Annotated in this window: 23 protein-coding genes, 1 pseudogene and 1 riboswitch; of the genes and pseudogenes, 10 read left to right on the plus strand and 14 right to left on the minus strand. The window is 68.0% G+C overall.

Features of this window, described 5'->3' with window-relative positions; genetic code table 11:
* The 4 genes and pseudogenes from K1Y73_RS10680 to K1Y73_RS10695 all read right to left on the minus strand — a co-directional run.
* A pseudogene (locus K1Y73_RS10680) lies at positions 1-809 on the minus strand (thiamine/thiamine pyrophosphate ABC transporter permease ThiP); the annotation flags it as partial.
* Positions 785-1,765 carry a thiamine ABC transporter substrate binding subunit gene (thiB, locus tag K1Y73_RS10685; RefSeq protein ID WP_225028285.1) on the minus strand — a complete coding sequence of 327 codons (981 nt, stop codon included), beginning with the start codon at positions 1,763-1,765 and terminating at the stop codon, positions 785-787. The gene thiB and the pseudogene K1Y73_RS10680, both read right to left, overlap by 25 nt.
* A gap of 38 nt (positions 1,766-1,803) precedes the next feature.
* Positions 1,804-1,908, minus strand: a riboswitch (TPP riboswitch).
* A 59-nt stretch (positions 1,909-1,967) separates the two neighbouring features.
* On the minus strand, positions 1,968-2,369 hold the full coding sequence (locus K1Y73_RS10690; protein WP_225028286.1) for a carboxymuconolactone decarboxylase family protein: 402 nt from the start codon (positions 2,367-2,369) through the stop codon (positions 1,968-1,970).
* Positions 2,347-2,733, minus strand: a complete 387-nt coding sequence (locus K1Y73_RS10695) for a MerR family transcriptional regulator (RefSeq protein ID WP_225028287.1) — start codon at positions 2,731-2,733, stop codon at positions 2,347-2,349. The genes K1Y73_RS10690 and K1Y73_RS10695 overlap by 23 nt, the downstream gene beginning before the upstream one ends.
* Before the next feature lie 149 nt (positions 2,734-2,882).
* Here K1Y73_RS10695 and K1Y73_RS10700 point away from each other — a divergent pair, with 149 nt between their 5' ends.
* Genes K1Y73_RS10700 through K1Y73_RS10715 form a run of 4 tightly spaced genes read left to right on the plus strand, consistent with a single transcriptional unit; the run spans position 2,883 to position 6,647 of the window.
* On the plus strand, positions 2,883-4,232 hold the full coding sequence (locus K1Y73_RS10700) for an aminotransferase family protein (RefSeq protein WP_225028288.1): 1,350 nt from the start codon (positions 2,883-2,885) through the stop codon (positions 4,230-4,232).
* Positions 4,233-4,237: 5 nt separating this feature from the next.
* Positions 4,238-5,164 carry a BKACE family enzyme gene (locus K1Y73_RS10705; protein ID WP_225028289.1) on the plus strand — a complete coding sequence of 309 codons (927 nt, stop codon included), beginning with the start codon at positions 4,238-4,240 and terminating at the stop codon, positions 5,162-5,164.
* Positions 5,161-5,634: a GNAT family N-acetyltransferase gene (locus K1Y73_RS10710; protein WP_225028290.1), complete on the plus strand. Its 474-nt coding sequence runs from the start codon at positions 5,161-5,163 to the stop codon at positions 5,632-5,634. The genes K1Y73_RS10705 and K1Y73_RS10710 overlap by 4 nt, the downstream gene beginning before the upstream one ends.
* Entirely contained in the window at positions 5,631-6,647 is a 1,017-nt protein-coding gene (locus K1Y73_RS10715) for a histone deacetylase family protein (protein ID WP_225028291.1), read from the plus strand. Before K1Y73_RS10710 ends, K1Y73_RS10715 begins: the two co-directional genes overlap by 4 nt.
* Positions 6,648-6,682: 35 nt before the next feature.
* Here the strand turns inward: K1Y73_RS10715 and K1Y73_RS10720 are convergent, their stop codons facing one another.
* From K1Y73_RS10720 to K1Y73_RS10750, 7 genes are read right to left on the minus strand one after another with little or no spacing between them, the layout of a single operon-like run.
* Positions 6,683-8,503 (minus strand): S9 family peptidase, encoded by a 1,821-nt coding sequence (locus K1Y73_RS10720; RefSeq protein ID WP_225028292.1) that lies wholly within the window; start codon positions 8,501-8,503, stop codon positions 6,683-6,685.
* Position 8,504: 1 nt separating this feature from the next.
* Positions 8,505-9,476 (minus strand): ABC transporter ATP-binding protein, encoded by a 972-nt coding sequence (locus tag K1Y73_RS10725; RefSeq protein WP_225028293.1) that lies wholly within the window; start codon positions 9,474-9,476, stop codon positions 8,505-8,507.
* A complete protein-coding gene (locus K1Y73_RS10730) occupies positions 9,473-10,447 on the minus strand; it encodes an ABC transporter ATP-binding protein (RefSeq protein WP_225028294.1) in 975 nt (324 codons plus the stop codon). The genes K1Y73_RS10725 and K1Y73_RS10730 overlap by 4 nt, the downstream gene beginning before the upstream one ends.
* Positions 10,437-11,309: an ABC transporter permease gene (locus tag K1Y73_RS10735; RefSeq protein WP_225028295.1), complete on the minus strand. Its 873-nt coding sequence runs from the start codon at positions 11,307-11,309 to the stop codon at positions 10,437-10,439. Before K1Y73_RS10735 ends, K1Y73_RS10730 begins: the two co-directional genes overlap by 11 nt.
* A complete protein-coding gene (locus K1Y73_RS10740) occupies positions 11,302-12,225 on the minus strand; it encodes an ABC transporter permease (RefSeq protein WP_225028296.1) in 924 nt (307 codons plus the stop codon). Before K1Y73_RS10740 ends, K1Y73_RS10735 begins: the two co-directional genes overlap by 8 nt.
* A 9-nt stretch (positions 12,226-12,234) precedes the next feature.
* A complete protein-coding gene (locus K1Y73_RS10745) occupies positions 12,235-13,845 on the minus strand; it encodes a peptide ABC transporter substrate-binding protein (protein WP_225028297.1) in 1,611 nt (536 codons plus the stop codon).
* A 49-nt stretch (positions 13,846-13,894) separates the two neighbouring features.
* Complete coding sequence (locus K1Y73_RS10750; protein ID WP_225028298.1) at positions 13,895-15,013, minus strand: M14 family metallopeptidase; 1,119 nt, start codon at positions 15,011-15,013, stop codon at positions 13,895-13,897.
* A 153-nt stretch (positions 15,014-15,166) separates the two neighbouring features.
* On the opposite strand from K1Y73_RS10750, the gene aroC reads away from it, so the two are divergent.
* Entirely contained in the window at positions 15,167-16,267 is a 1,101-nt protein-coding gene (aroC, locus tag K1Y73_RS10755; protein WP_225028299.1) for a chorismate synthase, read from the plus strand.
* Positions 16,268-16,335: 68 nt separating this feature from the next.
* Here the strand turns inward: aroC and pcaF are convergent, their stop codons facing one another.
* Genes pcaF through K1Y73_RS10770 form a run of 3 tightly spaced genes read right to left on the minus strand, consistent with a single transcriptional unit; the run spans position 16,336 to position 18,953 of the window.
* The gene (gene pcaF / locus K1Y73_RS10760) at positions 16,336-17,535 is read right to left on the minus strand and encodes a 3-oxoadipyl-CoA thiolase (RefSeq protein ID WP_225028300.1); all 1,200 of its coding nucleotides are present in this window, start codon (positions 17,533-17,535) and stop codon (positions 16,336-16,338) included.
* A gap of 15 nt (positions 17,536-17,550) precedes the next feature.
* On the minus strand, positions 17,551-18,222 hold the full coding sequence (locus K1Y73_RS10765; protein ID WP_225028301.1) for a 3-oxoacid CoA-transferase subunit B: 672 nt from the start codon (positions 18,220-18,222) through the stop codon (positions 17,551-17,553).
* Positions 18,219-18,953: a 3-oxoacid CoA-transferase subunit A gene (locus K1Y73_RS10770; RefSeq protein WP_225028302.1), complete on the minus strand. Its 735-nt coding sequence runs from the start codon at positions 18,951-18,953 to the stop codon at positions 18,219-18,221. Before K1Y73_RS10770 ends, K1Y73_RS10765 begins: the two co-directional genes overlap by 4 nt.
* A 121-nt stretch (positions 18,954-19,074) precedes the next feature.
* Here K1Y73_RS10770 and K1Y73_RS10775 point away from each other — a divergent pair, with 121 nt between their 5' ends.
* The 5 genes from K1Y73_RS10775 to K1Y73_RS10795 all read left to right on the plus strand — a co-directional run bounded on the left by K1Y73_RS10775 (position 19,075) and on the right by K1Y73_RS10795 (position 23,298).
* Positions 19,075-19,833, plus strand: coding sequence for an IclR family transcriptional regulator domain-containing protein (locus K1Y73_RS10775; protein WP_225028303.1), 759 nt, complete (start codon positions 19,075-19,077; stop codon positions 19,831-19,833).
* 151 nt (positions 19,834-19,984) lie between these two features.
* Entirely contained in the window at positions 19,985-21,103 is a 1,119-nt protein-coding gene (gene dnaN, locus K1Y73_RS10780) for a DNA polymerase III subunit beta (protein ID WP_225028304.1), read from the plus strand.
* Positions 21,104-21,152: 49 nt separating this feature from the next.
* On the plus strand, positions 21,153-22,256 hold the full coding sequence (recF, locus tag K1Y73_RS10785) for a DNA replication/repair protein RecF (protein WP_404819082.1): 1,104 nt from the start codon (positions 21,153-21,155) through the stop codon (positions 22,254-22,256).
* Positions 22,253-22,681 (plus strand): VOC family protein, encoded by a 429-nt coding sequence (locus K1Y73_RS10790; RefSeq protein ID WP_225028306.1) that lies wholly within the window; start codon positions 22,253-22,255, stop codon positions 22,679-22,681. The genes recF and K1Y73_RS10790 overlap by 4 nt, the downstream gene beginning before the upstream one ends.
* Positions 22,678-23,298, plus strand: a complete 621-nt coding sequence (locus tag K1Y73_RS10795) for a LysE family translocator (protein WP_225028307.1) — start codon at positions 22,678-22,680, stop codon at positions 23,296-23,298. Before K1Y73_RS10790 ends, K1Y73_RS10795 begins: the two co-directional genes overlap by 4 nt.
* The last annotated feature ends 80 nt before the right edge of the window (positions 23,299-23,378 follow it).

Raw genomic sequence — 23,378 nt, forward strand, 5'->3', positions numbered from 1 at the left:
CGCCAGCCGCCCGGCGCCAAGATCGGCCAGGCCCGGTCCAGCCCGGCGCCGAAGCCCGCCCCGCGCGCCAGATGCCAGGCGGCCAGGGCCGAGGCCGCGCCCAGCATCACCTGCAGCAGCGCCAGCCCGGCCGCATGGCCCAGATCGAATTCAAAGCGCACCGCCTGATAGATCGCCAGTTCCAGCGTGGTGGCCCGCGGCCCGCCCCCCAGGATCAGCGACACGGCGAACGAGGTCAGGCAGATCGCGAAAACCGTGGCCAGCGCGCCCGGCAGCGTGTCGCGCAGCATCGGGCGTTCCAGATGCCGGGCCAGATCGGCCGGGGCAAAGCCCAGCGAGGCCGCCAGCCGCAGCCGCTCGGCCGGGATCGCCAGCCAGCCCTGCAGGATCATCCGCGTCGCCAAGGGCAGGTTCAGGAACAGATGCGCGACCAGCACGCCTTGCAGCCCGTAGATCGAGACCCCGGGCAGGCCCAGCGCCTGCAGCCCGTCATTCAGCAGGCCCGAGCGGCCGAAGACCGCCAGAATGCCCATGACGGCGACGATCACCGGCAGAAGGAAGGGCGCGCCCAGCAGTGTGATCAGCGCACCGCGGCCGGCAAAGCGCCGCCGCGCCAGCGCGCGCGCCAAGGGCACCGCCAGCGCGCAAGAGATCAGCGCCGACAGGCCCGCCTGCAGCAGGGTGAAGCGCAGCGCCGCCAGATCCGCCGGCCCCAGCGCCGGCCCGCCGGCAAACCAGGCGACGGCACCCAGGGGCGCCGCCACCGCCAGCGCGACCGCCGCGCCTACTGCGCGAGCGCCGCTTGCCATGTGTCCAGCGCCGGGGCACGCAGCGCCTCGGCCTCGTCCGGCGCCACCAGGATCGAGGTCGCGGGGCGGCGGTCCTCATAGCCTTCGGGCAGCGGAATTGCGGTGGCCGGGTACATCCAGTTGGTTTCGGGCAGCGCCGACTGGAAGGCCGGGCTCTGGCTGAAGGCCAGGAACTGCCGGGCTAGATCCATCTGGTCGGTCGAGGCCAGAATGCCCGTCACCTCGACCTGCAGGTAATGGCCTTCCGAGAATTCCGCCCAATCCTTGCTGTCATCCTTCTCGGCGATCCGGTGATAGGCGGCCGAGGTGGTATAGGACAGGACCATGTCGGCCTCGCCGGCCAGGAACATGCCATAGGCTTCCGACCAGCCCGGGGTGACGGTGACGATATTGTCGGCCAGCCCGGTCCAGATCTCGGCCGCGCGGTCGCCATAGGCGGCCTGCACCCAAAGCAGCAGCCCCAGCCCCGGGCTGGACGAGCGCGGATCCTGGATCAGGATCTTGGCATCGCTTGCCGCCAGCGCCTCGAACGAGCCGGGGGGCGTGGGCATCCTGGCCTTGTCATAGATGAAGGCCAGCCAGCTCCAGTCATAGGGCAGGAACAAGGGGTCGTCGAAGGCCACCGGCAGGGCAGTGGCGGCGGGCTGGCCATGCGGGGCGAAAAGCCCGGTCGCGCCGGCCCGGGCGGTCAGGCTGGTGTCCAGGCCCAGGACGATATCGGCGTCGATCGCCGCGCCTTCCAGCTGCACCCGCGCCAGCAGCGCCGCGCCATCACCGCCCGAGACGAAGCGCAGATCGCAGCCGCAGACCTCTTCGAAGGCCTTTTCCACCACGGGGCCCGGTCCCCATTCGGAAATGAAACTGTCATAGGTCAGCACGGTCAGGACAGGGGTTTCGGCCTGCGCGGCAAAGGCCGTCAGGGCAAGAACTCCGGTCGCGATCAGCGGGGATTTCATCAGCTTTCCTCCAGTGATGCGACGGATGGTCGGGCATGGGGAAACCGATGCACCTTCCCTCCGCCGGTATGATCCGGTTCAGGTTCGACGGGTTCACGCTTGCGCGCATCTCAGCCCTGTGCAGGGCACCCCGAGGTGAAGCCGAGACTAGGCAGATTGCCGGCAGGGTGCAAGGGCCGCAGCCCCGGCAGTCCCGGCCGCCCTAGCCCGCCGGCGCGGGGGCGGCATCGAACACCTCTTTCGCGGCGAAAAGCCCGTTCAGCGCGGCGGGAAACCCGGCATAGACCGCCATCTGCATCAGGATCTCGGTGATCTCGTCGCGGCTGAGGCCGACATTCAGCCCGGCCTGCAGATGCACTTTCAACTGCGGCTGGGCGGTGCCCATCGCCGCCAGCGCCGCGATCGTCGCGATTTCGCGGTCGCGCAGCGACAGGCCCGGGCGGGCGTAGATGTCGCCAAAGGGAAATTCCAGCAGATAGGTCGCAAAGTCGGGCGCGATGCCGGCCAGCGCCTGCACCACCTTCTCGCCGCCCTCGCCGTCAATCCGGGCCAGCGCCCGCCGCCCGCGATCAAGCCGGCTTTCACCGCTGATGGGATCCGTCATCCGTTTCGCTCCTTTCAAGGGCGGCTTCATAGCCGTCGATCTTGCTGTCCAGACTGGCAAGGCAGGCCTGAAGCTCGGCCAGATGCGCCTGCACGGCCGCGCGATGCGCGATCAGCAGGTCGCGGCGCTGCGCCGTCGTGCCCGCGCCCTGCGCCCTGAGCCGCGCATAGCGCAGCATCTCGCGCAGGGGCATGCCGGTGGTCTTCAGCCGGCGCAGGAACGCGATCCAGACCAGCGCCGCGCCATCATAATCGCGTTGGCCCGACCCATCGCGCCCGGCCCGGGGCAGCAGCCCGATCCGTTCGTAATAGCGCAGCGTATGCGCCGTCAGACCCGAGCGTCGCGCCAGTTCGCCGATCTTCATCGCCCCACCTTTCCGAAAACAGGGCCAAGGCTACGGCTTTGAGTGGACTTCAAGTCAAGGGCCCGATTGCGGCGGGGGCCTGCGGGAATAATCCGATTGATCAATTGCCGGCCGCGCGCTTCTATGGCGCTGTCAGCCGGAGACCCGTCATGCTGCAAAACAGCCGCTCGCACCTGTTCTACCAGACCGACCATCCCCGTCCGGTTCTGGACCGTGCCGAGGGGATCTACATGTGGGATACCCAGGGCAACCGCTTCATCGACGGATCCTCGGGGGCGATGGTGTGCAATATCGGCCATTCCAACCCGCATGTGCTGGAGGCGATGCGCCGGCAGATGGAGAAATCCACCTTCGGCTACCGGCTGCATTTCGTCACCGAAGCGTCCGAGGCGCTGGCGGCGAAGGTGGCGGATCTGGCCTGGCCGGGAATGGACCGGGTGTTCTTCGTCTCGGGCGGGTCCGAGGCGGTGGAATCGGCGATCAAGCTGGCGCGGGAATGGGCTGTGGCCACGGGGCAGGGCGGGCGCTGGAAGGTGATCTCGCGCTATCCGTCCTATCACGGCTGCACGCTGGGGGCGCTGTCGGTTTCGGGCTATGACGCGCTGACCGACCCCTATCTGCCGATGATGGTCGCCATGCCCAAGGTGCCCGCCCCGCGCTGGTGGCTGGACGGGCTGGATCCGGACGATCCGGCCACGGGCGCGCATTACGCGGCCCAGCTGGAGGCGAAGATCCTGGAAGAGGGCGCCGATACCGTGCTGGCCTTCATCCTTGAACCGGTGGGCGGCGCCTCGACCGGGGCGCTGGTGCCGCCGAAAGGCTATATGGAGGCGGTGCGCGAGGTCTGCACCCGGCATGGCATCCTGTTGATCCATGACGAGGTTCTGTCGGGCGGCGGGCGCACGGGGCATATGTTTGCCGGTCAGAACTGGGGCGGCGCGCCCGATATCATCGCGATTTCAAAGGGGTTTGGCGCAGGCTATGTGCCCCTGGGCGCGATGATCGCGCGGGGCGAGATCGTGGATGCGGTGCTGCGCCACGGGCCTTTCGCGCATGGCTTTACCTATGCGGGCAACCCGCTGGCCTGTGCGGCCGGCCTGGCCGTCCTGGACGAGATCGAGCGGCAGGGGATGATGCAGAACGCGGTTTCGACCGGCGATTTGCTGAAGGCGCGGCTGGAGGGGCTGATGGCGGAATTCCCCTTCATCGGCGAGGTGCGCGGGATCGGGATGCTGCTGGCCTTTGAAGTGGTGGCCGACCGCAAGACCAAGGCACCCTTCGATCCGGCGTTCAAGGCCTATGACCTTCTGACCGAAGAGGCCTATGCGCGGGGACTGATCATCTATCCGCGCCGCTCGCGCGGGGGGTATGCGGGCGATCACTATCTGGTCGCGCCGCCGATGATCACCACGCCGGCGCAGGTGGATGAGATCATGGAAAAGCTGACCGCCGCGCTGCAGGCCTTCGCACCGCAGGCCCTGGCGCGGATGACCGGCTAGGTGCCATGTCCAAGATCATCATCTCCTGCGCGGTGACGGGCTCGATCCACACGCCGTCCATGTCGCCCCATCTGCCGGTGACGGCGGATCAGATCGCGACCCAGGCCATCGGCGCGGCCGAGGCGGGGGCGGCCATCCTGCATCTGCATGCCCGCGACCCGGGCAACGGCCGGCCCTCGGCCGATCCGGCGCATTGGCGGGGCTTTCTGCCCCGGATCGCGGGCGCGACGGATGCGGTGATCAACATGACCACCGGCGGATCGGCGATCATGACGCTGGAGCAGCGGCTGGCGGCGCCGATGGAATTCCGGCCCGAGATGTGCAGCCTGAACATGGGCAGCATGAATTTCGCGCTGTATCCGATGGTGCAGCGGATCAAGGACTGGAAGCACGATTGGGAGAGGCCGTTCCTTGAGGGCACGGATGACCTGATCTTCAAGAACACGCCGCGCGACATTGCCCATGTGCTGCACGTGATGGGAGAAGAGCGCGGCGCGCGGTTCGAATTCGAATGCTACGACATCGGCCATCTGACCATGCTGCAGCATTTCGTCCAGCGCGGCGCGGTGCAGCCGCCCTTCTTCCTGCAATTCGTCTTTGGCGTCCTGGGCGGCATGGCGGCCGAGCCAGACACGCTGACACATCTGAAACGCACGGCGGACCGGATGTTCGGCGCCGACTATCAGTTCTCGGTCCTGGCGGCCGGGCGGGCGCAGGTGCCGATGGCCAGCATGGCGGCGGCGATGGGCGGGCATGTGCGGGTGGGGCTTGAGGACAATCTGTATCTGTCCAAGGGCGTTCTGGCAGAGTCGAATGCCCAGCAGGTGCGGCTGATCCGCGGCATCGTCGAGGCGCTGGGGCGCGTGGTCGCCACGCCGGACGAGGCGCGGGAGATGCTGGGTCTGAAGGGCCGGAAGGAGACGGCGATATGATCGACTACAGGCCGCCCCGGCCCGAGGAATGGGGCATCGCGCAGGATCTGCTTTGTGCATTGGCGGCGGATGATGGCGGGCTCGCCTCGCCCCGCAACGAGGCGCTGCTGCGCGATCTGGGCAGCGATCCGAAGGGCTGGCTGGCGGTGATCCTGGCGGTGCGCGGCGATGAGGTGCTGGGGATTTCCACCTTCACCCCCGATTATTCCAACTATCGCGGCGCCGTCGGCACCTATATCGCCGATCTCTATCTGCGCCCCGAGGCGCGGGGGCTGAACCTGGGAAGGGGGCTGATCCGCGCGTCCGAGGCCGAGGCGCGGGCGCGCTGGGGGGCGGTGTTCGTGTCGCTGAACGTTCATAGCGGCAATGCGGCGGGGCGGGGCTTTTATGACCGGCTGGGCTTTGCCCTGCGCGAAGATTGCCACTATCTGATCCTGGAAGGGGCTGCGCTGGAGGCGCTGAAGCAATGAAAGTCATTTTCAGCGAGGCGCAGCGTGCGCATGACCCGCAGATGTTCCTGTCCTCGGGCGCGCCGAGGCCCTGCCCGGAAAAGCCCGCCCGGATCGAGGCGCTGCTGGGCGGGGTGCGGCGGCTGGGCCTGCCGGTGATCGCGCCCGGTGATGCCGGGATGGGCCCGATCGCGGCGGTGCATCCCGAGCGCTATCTGACCTTCCTGCAAAACATCCACACCCGCTGGCGCCAGATCGACGGCGCCTCGGACGAGGTGATCCCGAACATCCATCCTGGCAGCCGCAAGGATGGCTATCCGAAATCGGCGGTGGGTCAGGCGGGGTTCCACATGACCGACACCTCCTGCCCGATCTCGGGCCCGACCTGGGGCTCGGCCTATGCCTCGGCCCAGACGGCCATTGCCGGCGCGCAGCTGATGTTGGCGGGCGAGAGCGTGGCCTATGCGCTGTGCCGCCCGCCGGGGCATCACTGTTTCCCCGAACTGGCCGGCGGCTTCTGCTATCTGGCCAATACCGCCATCGCGGCGCGGATGCTGCAGCAGGCCGGGCGCCGGGTGGCGGTGCTGGATGTGGACCTGCACCATGGCAACGGCACGCAAGGCGTGTTCTGGGAAGATCCAAGCGTGCTGACCATATCGCTGCATTGCCACCCCGAGCGGTTCTATCCGTTCTTCTGGGGCTATCCCGAGGAAATCGGCGCCGGCGAAGGCGAGGGCACGAACCTGAACCTGTGTCTTGCGCGCGGCGCAGAGGATCCGGTCTTTCTGGCGGCGCTGGATCAGGCGCTGGATTGGATCGGCGCCTGGGGGGCGGATACGCTGGTGCTTGCGCTGGGGCTGGATGCCTTTGTCGGCGATCCCTTTGCCGGGCTTGGCGTGACCACGCCGGGTTTCGCGCAGATCGGAAGGGCGATCCGCGGCCTGGGCCTGCCCACGCTGATCGTGCAGGAAGGCGGCTATCTGTGCCCCGAACTGGGCGAGAATCTGGAAGCGGTGCTGGGCGCCTTTCTGTAGGGCGCCAGATTTCCTGAAAGAGATTTGCGCCCCGCTCAGCCGGCCGGCGGGGCGCGACGCGGCCCTTTCGCGAAGCTGTCGGCCAGGAATTCCGCGCTGGCCGCCAGATAGGTTTCCACATTGCCGCGGCGAAAGACGCCATGGCCTTCATCGGCAAACAGCAGCACGCGATGCGGGATCTGGCGGTCTTCCATCTCGCGGATCGCGACATGGGTGTTTTCCGGGCCGACATTGGTATCGGCCAGCCCATGCACCACCAGAATATGGCCGCGCAGGTTGGACAGGAAAGTCCCAGGGCTGGCATTGGCGTATTTTTCGGGGAAATCCTGCGGCGAGCCGCCCATCATTTCCTCGGAATAGCTTTGGCCCCAGGGCATGCCGGTCGCCTCATAGTCGATGTCCAGCTTGTACATGCCGCACATCGGGATGGCGGCGGTGACCAGATCGGCATGGCGGATCGCCTGGAACCAGGAGGAAAACCCACCATAGGAATTGCCCGCCACCGCGACCGGGCCGGGGATGCCGGCGGTCAGGGCCGCCTCGATCCCGGCACGGATATCGGCCTGCTCGCGCCCGCCCCAGCCATCTTCCTTGACCTTCTCGCGCCAGCGCCGGCCATAGCCGGTGGAGCCGCGATAATTCGGGTCAAGGACGGCATAGCCGGATTGCACCCAGAAGCCGATCTTGGGATTCACCCAATCCTCGGAATGCCAGGTTGGGCCGCCATGGATATAGGCGATCAGGCCTTTCGGGCTGCCCTCGGGCCGGTAAAGCCAGCCCTGCACCGCTTCGCCATCGGGGGCGGTCCAGCGGAAATCCTGCGGGGCGCTGTAGCGGCGGGTGACGTTGGGCGCGGCTTCGGCCAGGGTCAGGCAGCTGCCATCGGGCAGGATGCGGACCAGTTGATGCGGGGCCGAGGCGTCATAGGCCTCGGCCAGAAAGCCGCCATCGGGCAGACCGGCATGGGGCAGCAGGGTGTGGCGGCCCGAGGCGTTCGGCAGGGGCGTCAGGGTGCCGTCGCGCCAGACCGAGGCGATGGTGGCGGGGCGGGCATGGTGGATCAGCGCGAAGCTGCCATCGGCGCCGGGAATGATGTCGAAGGGCAGGATCTCGGGCTCTGCGGCAAGCTCTGTCACTTGCAGGGTCTCGGGGTCCAGCACGCCCGCGATGTCACGATCCCCGGTATCGGCGACAAAGGCGATCCGGCCGTCCGACAGCCAGTCGCCCACCAGCGCCCCGGCCTCGCCATAGGCCAGCACCTCGCGCAAGGCGCTGCCATCCACCCCGATCAGCCAGAATTGCGTGCCGCCGGGCGCCCGCAGGTTGCGCGGCCACAAAAGCGTGCTGCCATCGGGCGACAGCGTCACGCCTTGGGTGAAGGGGGCGTCGCATCTGGCCAGGCAGGTGAAGGCGCCCGAGGCCAGATCCAGCCGCCAGAGCCAGCCGCCCCGGGTGACCGCGCCCATCGCATAGTCGAAATTCGCGATGAAGAAGACCGCCGCTTCATCGGCCGAGAACACGCCGCCATAGACGTAATGCGTCTGTTGCGGCGGGGTCAGAACCCGCAGGCTGTTTCCGGCGCCGCGATCCAGCAGCAGCAGGTGGTCGCGCTCAGATGCATTCTGCGACTGGGCCAGGATCAGGCGCTGCCCGTCGCGTGACACGTCGCGGATCAGGAAATGGTCGGTGCCATGGGTCAGCCGTTCCGGCGGGGCCGAGCCATCGGTGGGGGCGCACCAGACCTCTTCGGTCTCGGTGGGGCCGGCCCAGCACCAGAAGGCCCATTTGCCATCGGCCGAGGCATGGACATTGCTGATTTGCGGCAGGGCGGCCCAGGCTTTCGCCAGATCGGACATCTTACACCTCGGGGAAATGGCAGGCGGTGGCGCGGGGGCCTTCGCGGCGCAATTCGGGCCTTTCGCGGCGGCACAGATCCCGCGCCTTCGGGCAGCGGCTGGCGAAGACGCAGCCGGGCGGCGGATTGGCGACCGAGGGCAGTTCGCCCTGCAAGGCCTGACCGGCGCGGCCGCGTTCCAGCACCGGATCGGGCTCGGGCACGGCCTGCATCAGCGCGCGGGAATAGGGGTGGCGGGGGCTGGCATAGAAGGCGTCGCGCGGCGCCTGTTCCATGACCCGGCCCAGACACATGACCATGACATCATGGCTGATATGGCGCACCACCGACAGGTTGTGCGAGATGAAGACCAGCGCCAGCCCCAGATCGCGCTGCAGATCCATCAGCAGGTTGACGACCTGGGCCTGGATCGAGACATCCAGCGCCGAGACCGGCTCGTCGCAGATGATCAGCTTCGGGCGGGCGATGATCGCGCGGGCAATGCCGACGCGCTGGGCCTGACCGCCCGACAGTTCATGCGGATAGCGCTGCGCGAAATCCGAGGACAGGCCGACCAGTTCCAGCGCCTCGACCGCGCGGTCGCGCAGCTGCGCGCGGCTGAGCCCGGGTTCGAACGTGGCCAGGGGGCGCGAGACGATGCGGCCCAGCACCATGCGCGGGTCCAGTGCGGCGACCGGATCCTGGAAGATGATCTGGAATTCGGCGCGACGCTTGCGCAGGGTTTCGGCCGGCATGGCCCCCATATCCTCGCCCTGCCACAGCACGCTGCCGCCGGTCGGCTCGATCAGCCGGATCAGCGCCCGGCCCAGCGTGGACTTGCCGCAACCGGATTCGCCCACGATGCCAAGGGTCTGGCCGGGCTCCAGCCGGAACGAGACGTCATGCACGATGGGCAGAAGCCGCGGGCGGGCGAAAAGCCCAGCACCCAGGATGCGATAGCCGACCGACAGGGCCCGGGCCTCCAGCAGGCTCATGGCTGGGCCCCCCCCAGATGGCAGGCGGCACGGCGGGCGGGGCCGCGGGCGGTCAAGGGCGGCTGGGTCAGGTCGCATTCGGGCAGTTTCACCGTGCAGCGCGGGGCGAAGGGGCAGCCGGGCAACATCGCCCCGCCCGAGCGCGGCGTGCCCGGAATGGTGCCCAGCCGCGGCGTCAGCGCATCGGTCAGCCGCGGCGTCGCCGCCAGAAGGCCCCGGGCATAGGGATGCGCAGGGGCGGCAAAGACCGTCTCGCAGGGGCCCTCTTCCATCACCCGCCCGCCATACAGAACCAGCACCCGGTCGCAAAGCCGCGCCACCACGCCCAGATCATGGGTGACCAGGATCACCGAGGTTCCGGCCTCGCGCGCAAGCTCGGCGATCAGGTCCAGCACCTGGGCCTGGATCGTCACGTCCAGCGCGGTGGTGGGCTCGTCCGCCAGCAGCAGCGCCGGCCGCACCAGTAGCGCCATGGCGATCATCACCCGCTGGCGCATGCCGCCCGAAAACTCATGCGGATATTGCCGCGCCCGCCGCGCCGCATCGGGGATGCGCACCCGGTCCAGCATGGCCACGGCGGCTTTCGCGGCCTCGGCCCGGCCCAGACCCTTGTGGACGCGCAGCCCCTCGGCCAATTGGTCGCCGATGCGCATATAGGGGTTCAGCGAGGTCATCGGATCCTGGAAGATCATCGACAGGCTGACGCCCCGCACCCGGTCCAGCGCGGCGGGGGGCAGGGCCAGCAGGTCCTGGCCCTGGAACAGCGCCTGGCCCGAGACCCGGCCATTGCTGGCCAAAAGCCCCATCAGCGCGAACAGGATCTGCGACTTGCCCGAGCCCGATTCGCCCACGATGCCCAGGATCTCGCCCGGGGCCACATCAAGGCTGACGCGGTCCACCGCGCGCATCAGCCCGCCCGGCAGGCGGAAATCGACCGCAAGGTCGCGCAGGGACAGAAGGTTACCGCTCATTGGGATCGAAGGCATCGCGCAGCCCGTCGGCGATGAAATTCAGGCAGAACAGCACCGCGGCCAGAAGCCCGCCGGGCAGCAGCAACAGCCGCAGGTCGGTGTCCATCGCCGAGGTGCCGGCCTGGATCAGGTTGCCCCAGCTGGCCTGGGGTTCCTTGATGCCGATGCCCAGGAAGGACAGGAAGCTTTCGGACAGGATCACCTCGGGCACCAGCAGGCTGCCATAGACGATGACGACCGAGATGCAGTTCGGCACGATATGTTCCAGCAGGATCTGCGCCCGGGTCATGCCGCCGGCGCGCGCGGCCTCGACGAATTCGCGGCGGGCCAGGCTTTGCGCCTGGGCGCGGACGATGACGGCGGGCGTCAGCCACAGGGTGAAAACGATGGCCGCGAACAGCGCCACGGTGCCGCCGCCGAACAGAAGCCCCAGCAGGATCACCAGGATCACATAGGGGAAGCCATACAGAACCTCGACCCCGGCCATCATCAGCCGGTCGGCGCGGCCGCCCAGATAGCCCGCAACCGCGCCATAGACGACGCCGATCACCCCGGCGGTCAGCGCGCCCAGAAAGCCGATGGTCAGAGAGACCTGGCCGCCCTCCATCACCCGCACCAAGAGGTCGCGGCCGAAATCGTCGGTGCCGAACAGATGCGGCGAGGTGAAGTCGATCGGCGCCGAGATATAGTCGAAATCCGCGTCTTCCCCGGTGAAGGGAAAGGCGTGGGGGCCCAGGAAACACAGCGCGACGATCAGCGCCAGCACCACGACCGAGGCCATGGCCAGATGGTTCCCGGCAAAGCGGCGCAGCTGCAGCTGGAAGGTCGACAGATGGCGCGGGGGCGTGGCGATGTCAGCCATGGCTGCGCACCCGCGGGTCGATCCAGCCGCGCAGCAGGTCGGTCGCGATGTTGAACAGGATCACCAGCCCGCCGTAGAGAATGGTGATCCCCATCACCAGCGGATAGTCGCGGTTCAGCGCGGCATCGACGAAATGCCGGCCGACGCCCGGCACGGCGAAGACCGTCTCGATCAGGATCGAGCCGGTGATGATCGCCGCCGTGGCGGGGCCCAGATAGGCGATCACCGGCAGAAGCGCGCCGGTCAGGATATGGCCGGTCAGCACCCGGCGCGGTCCGATCCCCTTGGCGCGGGCGGTGCGGACGTAATTCTCGCGCATCACCTCGATCATCGAAGACCGGGTCAGGCGCGAGATATAGGCGATGTTCGGCAGGGCCAGGATCAGGATCGGCAGGATCAGCGAGCGCCAGCCCGCCGCGATCCCGCCCACCGGCAGCCAGTTCAGCTTCAGCGCGAACAGAACCTGCGCCAGGGGGCCCAGGACGAAGATCGGAATGGCGATGCCGATCACCCCGACGATGCCGGCGGCATAATCCGTCGCCCCGTTGCGGCGCAGCGCGCCTGCAATGCCCAGCGCCACGCCGACCAGCCCGGCCACGACGATGGCCCAGAAGCCGATGGTCAGCGAATAGGGCAGGCCCGAGGCGATCAGATCGCCCACCGAATAGTCGCGGAACCGGGTCGAGGGGCCAAGGTCCAGATGCAGCAGGCCCCAGACCCAGCGGGCATATTGCTGCCAGATCGGCTCGTCCAGATGGAAGGCGCGCTTGATGTTTTCAAGCACTTCCGGGCTGACCTTGCGATTGCGCGAGAAGGGCCCGCCCGGCGCCAGGCGCATGATGAAGAAGGTCAGCGTCACCAGCGCCGCCAGGGTCAGCCCGCCCCCCCACAACCGTCTGGCCACGAAGCGCAGCATGATCTGCCCTTAATCCAGGGTCAGGAACTGGCTGTTGTAATAGCCCAGCGCCGAGGGGACCCAGCCATGCACATGGCTCGACACCAGCATGCGCGAGGATTCGATGGCCACCGGCGCGAAGATCATGTCATCCAGCAGCAGCTTCTCGGCCTCGGCCAGGGCGGCATTGCGGGCGGCCTTCTCGGTCAGCGTGGCGGCCTTGTCCATCGCGGCGTCGAATTCCGGCTTCACCCAGTTGTAGCCCGGTTCGGTCGAGGGGCGCATATAGGCGAGGAAGGTCTCGGCGCCGGGGAAATCGCCGATCAGATCGTCGGCGAAGACGTCCCAGTCGCCGGCATAGAAGGAATCCAGCCAGGCCTTGCGTTCGACCGGGTTCACCCGCGCCTCGACGCCCAGAACCTTCTTCCACATCAGCGCAATGCCCTGTGCCGTCTTCACCCGGTCTTCGGCGACGGTGGTGACGATGGTCAGCTTCAGCGGATTGCCGGGCCCATAGCCGGCCGCGGCATACAGCTCTTGTGCCTTGGCCTCGCGTTCCGCCTGGGTCAGCTCGGCGCCCGGCATCTGCGGCCCGTGATAGTCGGGGTCGAAGCCGCCGGCATAGGAATAGGTCGGCACCGCGCCGGTCTTGACGATCTTGCTCATCAAGGTCTCGCGGTCGATCGCCCAGGACAGGGCGGTGCGCAGGTTGATGTCCTTCAGAGGCTCATGCGTCAGGTTGAAGTCGAAATACAGCACCTCGGTCGCGGGCGAGAGGATCAACTCGTCCGGTCGCGTCTGGGCCAGCTTGTCCAGCATCGCGGCGGGCACGTCATAGGTCACGTCGATCTCGCCGGCCTCGAACCGCTTCAACTCGGTCGTGACATCTTCGGTGACATGGTATTTCACCTGCGGAATCTTGACGTTGTCCGCATCCCAGTAGTTCGGATTCCGCACCAGCAGCACATGGCTTTGCGGCACGATTTCCTTGAACATATAGGCGCCGTTCGACACGGTCTTGCCCGGGTCGGTGAATCCCGCGGCGCCGTTCGCCTGGAACGAGGGCCCGTGCAGCGGCGGGATCTGGAAGGCGCCCAGGATGTTCAGCAGATGCGGCGCGGGGGCGGCCAGTCGGATCACCACGCTGCGGTCATCGGGCGCGGTCACGCCAAGGGTCGCGGCATCGCTGGTCTCGCGATTGGCAAGCGCCGCGGCGCCTGCGATCTGCACGACCGAATAGAAGTAATAGCCCTTGTCCGACAGCGTCTCGGGGTTCAGCGTGCGCAGCACCGAGGCCACGAAATCCTGCGCCACCAGCGGGTCGCCATTCGACCATTTCAGCCCGTCGCGCAGATGGAAGGTATAGGTCAGCCCGTCTTCCGAGATCTCCCAGCTTTCGGCGGCGCCGGGCAGGATCTTGCCGCCGGGGCCGAAGGTGACCAGCCCCTCATAGGCATCCATCAGGATCAGCCCGGCGGCGGCGTCGAAATTCACCTGCGGATCCAGCGAGGACCACTCCGACCCGACGCCGCGATCCAGCGTGTCATCGGCCCACGCCGCCGAGGGGGCCAGGGCCGGGGCGGCGGCCAGTGCCGTCGTCAGGGCAAGCGCAGCGATCGTCTTGGCAAGCAGGCGTCTCATCGGTCACTCCCCGTTCTTGTTCGTTTGTGTAATTCTTTGGTCGGCTTTCTCAGTCTGACAAGAGATTTCCGCTGCGGCCGGGGTCTTTGCCGGCCACATCGCCCAGCACCTGCCCGCGCAGGCAGCCCCGCCACAGCTCTTGCCGGTACAGGATGCCGTCGATCGGGCTGATCACTGGGTGGCGCTGGCGGGTCATCGGTTCGGTCACATGGCCCAGGGTCTGGCCGGCGGTGACGCGGCTGCCGGGCGGCAGGGCCCAGGTCACGACGCCCCCCGCGGGGGCATGCAACTCGACCGTGCCCGACAGCGGCAGGATCTCGGGCTCGGGGAAGGACGGGGGCGGAACGTCGCCCGCCAGCGTGCCGATGGCGGCCAGGAAGGTCATCAGATGCGCGGCATCCTGCGCCGCGGTCGCGTCATCGACATCAAACTGCCCGCGATATTCCAGCGTCGCCGAAAACGGCCCGACCGGGATCGGAAAGCGGTCGCCATAGCGGTTGCGCAGCTGCAGCCAGGGCACGGTATGCGCCTCGTCAAAGGCATTGCCGCCCGACACCGCCTCGATCAGCGCCAGGCCCGCGCCGATCGAGCGCGCCAGAAGACGGGTCACTTCGGGCCGGGCGGGCGAGGCGTAAAGATGCATCATCGCCCAATGGTCGCAATGCAGATCCAGCACCATATCGGCCTGGCTGGACCATTGCAGCAGCGCGATGCGCAGCTCTTCCGCCTCGGTTCCCGGCGGCATCTCGTCCAGCGCTTCGGCAAAGGCTGCCCGGATCGTGGCGGCGTTGGCCGCGGGATCGGGGCCCAGCCGCGCCTCCAGCCGGTCGCCGGCCAGGGCGGCCAGTTCGGGATAGTAGCGGTTGAAGTTGCGCAGCGAATCGCCGTCATGCCGGCCCAGCGGCTTGTTATGCGCCCATTGCGTCAGCCCGATCGGATTGGCGACCGGCACCACCCGCACCGGGCCCCGCAACTGGCCTGCGGCCTCGGCCCGTTCCAGCAGCGGCAAGAGATGCTGCAGGACCAGGATGCCCGGCATTTCATCGGCATGCAGCCCCGCCTGCAGATAGACCGACGGGCCTTCTGCCGGACCGGCAAACAGGAACGCGGTCAGATGGCGCTGCGTTCCGGCGGCTGGGCTTTGCAGAGCGCGGCGTTCCTCGATCACGGCAGACCCCGGGGTATGGCTTCTTGTTGAATGACCATGCAACGAGCCGCGCCCGCCGCGCAACGGATTTCTTGCGGGCGGGGAAAGGGCTTGATGCAGCGCCGGGCCGGGCCTATTGCCGCAGGCAATTCGAAGGATGCCGAGGAGACCGCCATGAGCCTGAACACATTCGGCCATCTGTTCCGCGTGACGACCTGGGGCGAAAGCCACGGGCCGGCGATCGGCTGCGTGGTCGATGGTTGCCCGCCCGGCGTAGCCCTGACCGAGGCGGATATCCAGCCCTGGCTTGACCGGCGCAAGCCCGGCCAGTCGAAATTCGTGACCCAGCGGCGCGAGGCCGATGAGGTGCGCATCCTGTCGGGTGTCTATGAGGGCGCCACGACCGGCACGCCGATTGCGCTGATGATCGAGAATACCGACCAGCGGTCGAAGGATTACGGCGATATCGCCCGGCAGTTCCGGCCCGGCCATGCCGATGTAAGCTATCACCTGAAATACGGCATCCGCGATCCGCGCGGCGGCGGGCGGTCCAGCGCGCGGGAAACCGCGTCGCGTGTGGCGGCGGGGGGCGTCGCGCGGTCGGTGCTGGCGGCTTTGGTGCCGGGGCTGAAGATCACTGGCTATCTGGTGCAGGTGGGCGAACATGAAATCGACCGCAGCCGGTTCGATGTCGCGGAAATCGAGCGCAATCCGTTCTGGTGCCCCGATCCGGTGATGGCCGCGACCTGGGAAAGCTATCTGGACGAGATCCGCAAGGCGCATGACTCGGTCGGCGCGGTGATCGAGGTGGTGGCCGAGGGCGTGCCGCCGGGCCTGGGCGCGCCGCTTTACGGCAAGCTGGATCAGGATCTGGCGGGCGCAATGATGTCGATCAACGCCGTGAAAGGCGTGGAGATCGGCGAGGGCATGGGCGCGGCCCGGCTGCGCGGCACGGAAAATGCCGATGAGATGGCGATGGGCAATCAGGGGCTGGCCTTCGGGTCGAACCATGCCGGCGGCATCCTGGGCGGGATTTCCACCGGCCAGCCGGTCGTCTGCCGGTTTGCGGTGAAGCCCACCTCGTCGATCCTGACGCCGCGCGCCTCGGTCGATGTGGCGGGGCAGGCGGTCGAGGTGGTGACCAAGGGCCGGCACGACCCCTGTGTCGGCATCCGCGCCGTGCCGGTGGGCGAGGCGATGATGGCCTGCGTGCTTCTGGACCATCTGCTGCTGGATCGCGCGCAAACCGGCGGCGCGCGCGGCCAGATCGGCTAAGCGCGGCCAGATCGGCTGGGCGCGGCCAGATCGGCGAAGCGCGGCCCGGGGGGGCCGCGCCTTTCGGGTCAGACCCGTTCCAGCGCCACGGCGATGCCCTGGCCCACGCCGATGCACATGGTCGACAGCGACCGCTTGCCGCCGATGTGGTGCAATTCGCGCGCGGCGGTGCCGGTGATGCGGGCGCCCGACATGCCCAAGGGGTGACCCAGGGCGATGGCGCCGCCATTGCGGTTCACCCGCGGGTCGTCATCGGCAATGCCCAGCTGGCGCAGGGTGGCGATGCCCTGGGCGGCAAAGGCCTCGTTCAGCTCGATCACGTCGAAATCGGCCTGGGTCAGGCCCAGCCGGTCCATCAGCTTCTGGCTGGCCGGCGCCGGGCCGATGCCCATGATCCGCGGCGGCACGCCCGCCGTGGCCCCGCCCAGCACCCGGACGATCGGCGTCAGCCCGTATTTCGCCGCCGTTGCGGCATCGGCCAGGATCAGCGCCGCCGCCCCGTCGTTGACGCCCGAGGCATTGCCGGCGGTGACCGAGCCATTCGGGAACAGCGGTTTCAGCTTGGCCAGCGCCTCGGGCGTGGTGGCGCGGGGGTGTTCGTCGCGATCCACCACCAGCGCCTCGCCCTTGCGCTGCGGTACGGTGACGGGCGTGATCTCCAGCGCCAGCCGGCCGTTTTCCTGCGCGGCCGAGGCTTTGGCCTGGCTGGCCAGCGCCATGGCATCCTGCGCCTCGCGGCTGATGCCGTAATCGTCGGCGACGTTCTGGCCGGTTTGCGGCATCGACTCGGTGCCATAGGCCTTGTCCATCGCCGGGTTGATGAAGCGCCAGCCGATGGTGGTGTCATACACCGCATTGTCGCGCGAGAAGGCGCTGGTGGCCTTGGGCATCACGAAGGGCGCGCGGCTCATCGATTCCACGCCGCCCGCGATCATCAGCCCGGCCTCGCCGGCCGCAATCGCGCGGGCCGCGGTCAGCACAGCATCCATGCCCGAGCCGCACAGCCGGTTGATCGTGGTGCCGGTCACGCCGACCGGCAGCCCGGCCAGCAGCACCGACATGCGGGCCACGTTGCGGTTGTCTTCGCCGGCCTGATTGGCGCAGCCGAAGATCACGTCATCGACCGCTTCCCAGTCCACGCCCGCATTGCGCGCCATCAGCGCGCGCAGCGGCACCGCGCCCAGATCGTCGGGCCGGACCGAGGACAAGGACCCGCCATAGCGGCCAATCGCCGTGCGGATATAGTCGCAGATGAAAACGTCTTTCATATCATTCTCCGCCGATCACAGCTCGGGCACGTTCAGATCGCCGATGTCGCCTTCGACATGCAGCGTGGCGCCGGTCAGCGCCTGCAGGTCGTCCAGGCCAAGCCCCGGCAGTTTTTCACGCAGGACGAAATGGCCGTCCTGAATGTCGATCACCGCCAGCGAGGAATAGACGCGGGTCACGCAACCCACGCCGGTCAGGGGCAGGCTGCAGCGCTGCAGAAGCTTGGGCTTGCCGTCCTTGGTGACGTGATCGGTGATCACCGCCACGCGCTTGGCGCCATGGACCAGATCCATCGCCCCGCCCACGGCGGGGACGCCCTTCGGGCCGGTGGACCAATTCGCCAGATCGCCGGTTTCGGCGACCTCATAGGCGCCCAGGATCGCCACATCCAGATGGCCGCCGCGCACCATGGCGAAACTGTCGGCATGGTGGAAGAAGGCGGTGCCCGGCTTGATCGTCACGGCCTTCTTGCCGGCATTGATCAGATCCCAGTCTTCCTCGCCGGGCTTAGGTGCCTCGCCAAAGCCCAGAATGCCGTTCTCGGTGTGGAAGATCGCCTGTTTGCCCGGAGGCTGGAACTTTGCCACCATCTCGGGGAAGCCGATGCCCAGATTGACATAGGCGCCATCTTCGATGTCCTGCGCCGCGCGCCAGGCCATTTGCGTGGGGGAAAGCTTCGCGGTCATTGGGCCACCTCGGGGTAAACCGCCTTGGCGCGGTTCAGATCTTCTTCCTGGGCCGGGTTGGCCACCTGCACCACGCCCTGCACGAAGATGCCGGGGGTGACGACGGTTTCGGGGTCGATGGCGCCCGGCTCGACGATCTGGCTGACCTGCACGATGGTCTTCGCGGCCGCCATGCACATCAGCGGGTTGAAGTTCCGCGCCGCCATCCGGTAGGTCAGATTGCCCAGCCGGTCGCCCAGATGCGCCTTGACCAGCGCGACATCGGCCTTCAGCCAGCGTTCCCGCACATAGGACCGGCCCTCGAATTCCTCGACCGGCTTGCCCTTGGCCAGATCGGTGCCAAAGCTGGTGGGGGTGTAGAAGGCCGGAATCCCCGCCCCGCCGGCGCGGATGCGTTCGGCCAGCGTGCCTTGCGGCACCAGTTCCAGCTCGATCTTGCCGGCCTGATACAGTTCGGTGAACACCACCGGATCGGCCGAGCGCGGGAAGGAGCAGATCAGCTTCTTCACCATGCCCTGTTCGATCAGCGCGGCCAGGCCCACATGGCCATTGCCGGCATTGTTGTTCACCACCGTCAGATCCTTCGGGTGGCCTGTGGCGCGGAAGCGGTCGATCAGCGCGTGGATCAGCTCGATCGGCGCGCCCGAGCCGCCGAAGCCGCCGATCATCACCACCATGCCGTCTTCGATCCCCGCCACGGCCGTGGCGAGATCGGGAATCGTCTTGTCCATCGGGAACCTCCTGGCCAGGCCCCTGCCCGGCAGACCGATTTAGCGGTGCAAGGGTGCTTCCGTCCACCCGATTTGTGCGATATGCTGTATTTGTTCACATACCGCACGAAAGGCCGGCCCGATGACGATCAGCGAGCGCGACATCATGGGCGGGCTGGCCAAGGGCCTGGCGGTGATCGAAACCTTCGGGGCCGAGCGTCCGCGCCAGTCGATTGCCGAGGTTGCCGCGGCCTCGGGTCTTGACCGGGCAACGGCGCGGCGCTGTCTGCTGACGCTGGCGCATCACGGCTATGCCGATTGGGACGGCAAGTTCTTTACCCTGACCCCGCGCGTGCTGCGGCTGGGCACGGCCTGCCTGGCCGCCATGCCGCTGCCGCAGATCGTGCAGCCGGCGCTGGACCGGCTGTCCGAGCGGATCGGGCAAAGCACCTCGGTCTCGATCCTGGACGGGGCCGAGATCGTCTATGTCGCGCGGGCGGCGCAGACCAAGGTGATGTCGATCGGGCTGATGCCGGGCTCGCGCCTGCCGGCCTATTGCACCAGCATGGGGCGGGTTCTGCTGGCCAGCCTGCCCGAGGCCGAGGCGCAGGCGATTCTGGAGGCGGCGCCCCGGCCGGCGCGCACGCCGAAAACCCTGACCGGGATCGAGGCGATTCTGTCGCGCCTGGCCGAGGTGCGGGCGCAGAGCCATGCGGTGATCGACGAAGAGGTCGAGATCGGGCTGCGGTCCTTGGCGGTGCCGCTGATGAATGCGCGCGGCCGGGTGGTGGCGGCGCTGAATGTGGGCCTGTCGACGGCCGTGCCGCTGGACGAAATCCTGCCGCGTTTCCTGGGCCCGCTGCAGGCGCAGGCGCAAGAGTTGCGCGGGCTGTTGCGCTAGGGGGACGCGGCTTCGCAGCCCCTTCGCGGCCCCGCGGCCGGCCTTGACGGGCCAGCCAAAGCCTCACAATGTCACGCAAACGCTTGCGCACCGGCAAAAGCCGGGTAAATGTCGGTGTCCCCCTGTCAGGGGGCCGGCAGGGGGAAAGACGATGAAACTCTCGATCGAACGCGGCACGCTGTTGAAAGCCCTGGCTCAGGCCCAGTCGGTGGTCGAGCGGCGCAACACCATTCCGATCCTCGCCAATGTGCTGATCGAGGCCGAGGGGAATACGGTTTCCTTCCGCGCCACCGATCTGGACATTGAAGTGGTCGACCGGGCCCCCGCCATGGTGGAACGTCCGGGCGCCACCACGGTTTCGGCGGTGATGCTGCATGAAATCGTCCGCAAGCTGCCCGATGGCGCGCTGGTCAGCCTGACCGAAGACGCGGCGACGGGGCGGCTGACGGTGCAGGCGGGGCGGTCGACCTTCAGCCTGGCCACGCTGCCGCGCGAAGATTTTCCGGTGATGGCCACCTCGGAATACACGACGAATTTCTCGGCCAAGGCGCCGGTGCTGCGCCGGCTGTTCGACAAGTCGAAATTCGCGATCTCGACCGAGGAGACGCGCTATTACCTGAACGGCGTCTACATGCATGTGGCGCAGTCGGAAAACGGCCAGGTGCTGCGCTGCGTGGCGACCGACGGCCACCGGCTGGCGCGGATCGACGCCGAGCTGCCGGCGGGGGCCGAGGGCATGGCCGGGGTGATCGTGCCGCGCAAGACCGTGGCCGAATTGCGCAAGCTGTTGGACGATGACGACGCGGTGATCGCGGTCTCGGTGTCGGAAACCAAGGTGCGCTTCGCGACGCCGGGGGTCACGCTGACCTCGAAGGTGATCGACGGCACCTTCCCCGATTACAGCCGGGTGATTCCGATGAACAACACCCGCAAGCTGGAAGTGGACGCATCGGAATTCGCCAAGGCGGTGGACCGGGTGGCGACCGTGTCCTCGGAACGGTCGCGCGCGGTGAAGCTGGCGCTGGACGAGGACCGGCTGATCCTGTCGGTGAACGCGCCCGACAGCGGCGCGGCCGAGGAAGAGTTGGCCGTGGCCTATGGCGACGAGCGGCTGGAGATCGGGTTCAACGCGAAATATCTGCTGGAAATCGCCAGCCAGGTGGATCGCGAGAATGCGGTTTTCCTGTTCAATTCCTCGGGCGATCCGACGCTGATGCGCGAGGGCAATGATACCTCGGCGGTCTATGTGGTCATGCCGATGCGCGTGTGACGAACGCCCGGGGGGGCATCTCTCGGACGCGCGACATCGTTAGACAAAGATGAAGGGGACGGGCTTGGGCGGGCTTTCGATCCAGTCGCTCAGCCTGTCGCATTTCCGCAGCCATCGGGCGACGCGGCTGGTGCTGGACGGGCGGCCGGTGGCGATTGTCGGCCCGAACGGGGCGGGCAAGACCAATATTCTGGAAGCGGTGTCGCTTTTGTCGCCGGGGCGCGGGCTGCGCCGGGCGGCGATGGACGATCTGGTGCGGCGGCCCGAGGCGATCGGCTGGAAGATCTCGGCCGCGCTGGTCGGGCCCGGCGCCGGGCATGAGGTGGAAACCTTCTCCGAGGGCGGCGAGGCGCGGCAGGTGCGCATCGACGGCAAGGCCGCGCCGCAGCTGGCGCTGGGCCGGCTGTTGCGGGTGCTGTGGCTGGTGCCGGCGATGGACCGGCTGTGGATCGAGCCGGCCGAGGGGCGGAGGCGGTTTCTGGACCGGATGGTGCTCAGCTTTTTCCCCGACCATGCCGAGGCGGCACTGGCCTATGACAAGGCGATGCGCGAACGCAACCGGCTGCTGAAGGAAGAGATCACCGATGCGCGCTGGTATGGCGCGCTTGAGGCGCAGATGGCCGAGGCCGGGGCGCAGCTTGACGCCAATCGCCGGGCGGCGCTGGCGCGGCTGGCGGCGGCGCAAGAGGGCGCGGAAACCGCCTTTCCGCGCGCCGATCTGACGCTGACCCATCCGGACGACTGGGGGGCGGATCTGGCCCAGGCCCTGGCCGAGGGGCGGCGGCGCGATCTGGCGGCGGGGCGCACGCTTCTGGGCCCGCATCGCGCCGATCTGGCGGGCGTCTATGCGGCCAAGGGCGTGCCGGCCGACCAATCCTCGACCGGCGAGCAGAAGGCGCTGCTGCTGTCGCTGGTTCTGGCCAATGCCCGGGCGCTGAAGGCCGATCTGGGCGCGGCGCCGCTGTTGCTGCTGGACGAAGTGGCGGCGCATCTGGATGCCGCGCGGCGCGCGGCGCTGTATGACGAGATCGTTGCCCTGGGCGCGCAGGCCTGGATGACCGGGACCGAGGCGGGGCTGTTTGACTCTTTGGGCGCGCGGGCGCAAAGCTTTGCCGTCGTCGAGCAAGGCGGCCTTTCCGTGGTGCAAGAATGACCCCTCAGCGCGTAACCCTGATCACTTTGGGCGTGGCCGATCTGCCGGCGGCGCGGGCCTTCTATGGCCGGCTGGGCTGGGTCGAACATGCCGAAAGCCAGACCGGGGTGGCCTTCTTCCAGATGCATGGCGCCGCGCTGGCGCTGTTCGGTGCCGCGGATCTGGCCGCCGATCAGGGCCGGCCAGAGGCGAAGCTGGGCACCGGCGCCGTCACCCTGGCGCAGAATTTCGCCACCGAGGCCGAGGTGGATCAGGCCTATGCCGCGGCACTGGCCGCCGGGGCCAAACCGTTGAAGGCGCCCGAGAAAGTGTTCTGGGGCGGCTATTCCGGCTATTGGGCCGATCTGGACGGCCATGTCTGGGAAGTGGCGATGAACCCGTTCTGGACGCTGGCCGCCGATGGCAGCCTGCGCCTGCCGGGATGAGCGTCTCGCTGTATCAGCTGGCGATCTACGCGCTGGGCATGGCGGGGCTTTGGGCGGTGCCCGGCCCGGTCTGGGTGGCGCTGATCGCGCGGGCCCTGTCGGGCGGGTTCGCCGCCGCCTGGCCCCTGGCCGTGGGCGTGGCGCTGGGCGATCTGGTCTGGCCGCTGGCGGCGATCCTGGGGCTGAGCTGGATCGAAAGCAGCTATGGCGATTTCCTGTCGATCCTGCGCTGGGTCGCGGCCGGGATCTTTCTGGTCATGGGGGTGCTGCTGATCCGCAAGCCGGCGGCCAACCTGCAGGCCGACAGCCGGCTGACCAAGCCCGGGCTTTGGGCGGGCTTTTCAGTGGGCGTCGCGGCAGTGATCGGCAATCCGAAGGCGATCCTGTTCTACATGGGCGCGCTGCCCGGCTTCTTCGCGCTGGAGCGGCTGACCACCCCCGACATCCTGGCGATCATCGCGATTTCCGCTTTGGTGCCGATGCTGGGCAATCTGGGTCTGGCGCTGTTCCTGGACCGGGCCCGGCGGCTTCTGTCCAGCCCGCAGGCGATGCGGCGGATGAACATCGGCTCGGGCATCCTGCTGATCTGCGTCGGGCTGGTCATCCCCTTCCTGTGACCACAAAATCTTGTGTCGTGCGCGTGACATTGGCGCCCCCAGCCGCTATAAATCGCGGGCAAAGTGAAGGGTTCTAGACG

It is taken from the genome of Xinfangfangia pollutisoli, from assembly GCF_020179405.1.
Taxonomy (GTDB): Bacteria; Pseudomonadota; Alphaproteobacteria; order Rhodobacterales; family Rhodobacteraceae; genus Pseudogemmobacter; species Pseudogemmobacter pollutisoli.

Excerpts from the sequence above, each read along its gene's own strand:
- K1Y73_RS10715 (WP_225028291.1), top strand. The coding sequence starts at position 5,631 with ATGAAAGTCATTTTCAGCGAGGCGCAGCGTGCGCATGACCCGCAGATG.
- K1Y73_RS10705 (WP_225028289.1), top strand. The coding sequence starts at position 4,238 with ATGTCCAAGATCATCATCTCCTGCGCGGTGACGGGCTCGATCCACACG.
- K1Y73_RS10765 (WP_225028301.1), bottom strand. The coding sequence starts at position 18,222 with ATGACCGCGAAGCTTTCCCCCACGCAAATGGCCTGGCGCGCGGCGCAG.
- aroC (WP_225028299.1), top strand. The coding sequence starts at position 15,167 with ATGAGCCTGAACACATTCGGCCATCTGTTCCGCGTGACGACCTGGGGC.
- K1Y73_RS10795 (WP_225028307.1), top strand. The coding sequence starts at position 22,678 with ATGAGCGTCTCGCTGTATCAGCTGGCGATCTACGCGCTGGGCATGGCG.
- recF (WP_404819082.1), top strand. The coding sequence starts at position 21,153 with ATGAAGGGGACGGGCTTGGGCGGGCTTTCGATCCAGTCGCTCAGCCTG.
- K1Y73_RS10710 (WP_225028290.1), top strand. The coding sequence starts at position 5,161 with ATGATCGACTACAGGCCGCCCCGGCCCGAGGAATGGGGCATCGCGCAG.
- K1Y73_RS10775 (WP_225028303.1), top strand. The coding sequence starts at position 19,075 with ATGACGATCAGCGAGCGCGACATCATGGGCGGGCTGGCCAAGGGCCTG.
- K1Y73_RS10790 (WP_225028306.1), top strand. The coding sequence starts at position 22,253 with ATGACCCCTCAGCGCGTAACCCTGATCACTTTGGGCGTGGCCGATCTG.
- dnaN (WP_225028304.1), top strand. The coding sequence starts at position 19,985 with ATGAAACTCTCGATCGAACGCGGCACGCTGTTGAAAGCCCTGGCTCAG.
- thiB (WP_225028285.1), bottom strand. The coding sequence starts at position 1,765 with ATGAAATCCCCGCTGATCGCGACCGGAGTTCTTGCCCTGACGGCCTTT.
- K1Y73_RS10735 (WP_225028295.1), bottom strand. The coding sequence starts at position 11,309 with ATGGCTGACATCGCCACGCCCCCGCGCCATCTGTCGACCTTCCAGCTG.
- K1Y73_RS10695 (WP_225028287.1), bottom strand. The coding sequence starts at position 2,733 with ATGAAGATCGGCGAACTGGCGCGACGCTCGGGTCTGACGGCGCATACG.
- K1Y73_RS10700 (WP_225028288.1), top strand. The coding sequence starts at position 2,883 with ATGCTGCAAAACAGCCGCTCGCACCTGTTCTACCAGACCGACCATCCC.
- K1Y73_RS10770 (WP_225028302.1), bottom strand. The coding sequence starts at position 18,953 with ATGGACAAGACGATTCCCGATCTCGCCACGGCCGTGGCGGGGATCGAA.
- K1Y73_RS10725 (WP_225028293.1), bottom strand. The coding sequence starts at position 9,476 with ATGAGCCTGCTGGAGGCCCGGGCCCTGTCGGTCGGCTATCGCATCCTG.
- K1Y73_RS10690 (WP_225028286.1), bottom strand. The coding sequence starts at position 2,369 with ATGACGGATCCCATCAGCGGTGAAAGCCGGCTTGATCGCGGGCGGCGG.
- K1Y73_RS10745 (WP_225028297.1), bottom strand. The coding sequence starts at position 13,845 with ATGAGACGCCTGCTTGCCAAGACGATCGCTGCGCTTGCCCTGACGACG.
- K1Y73_RS10730 (WP_225028294.1), bottom strand. The coding sequence starts at position 10,447 with ATGAGCGGTAACCTTCTGTCCCTGCGCGACCTTGCGGTCGATTTCCGC.
- K1Y73_RS10740 (WP_225028296.1), bottom strand. The coding sequence starts at position 12,225 with ATGCTGCGCTTCGTGGCCAGACGGTTGTGGGGGGGCGGGCTGACCCTG.
- pcaF (WP_225028300.1), bottom strand. The coding sequence starts at position 17,535 with ATGAAAGACGTTTTCATCTGCGACTATATCCGCACGGCGATTGGCCGC.
- K1Y73_RS10720 (WP_225028292.1), bottom strand. The coding sequence starts at position 8,503 with ATGTCCGATCTGGCGAAAGCCTGGGCCGCCCTGCCGCAAATCAGCAAT.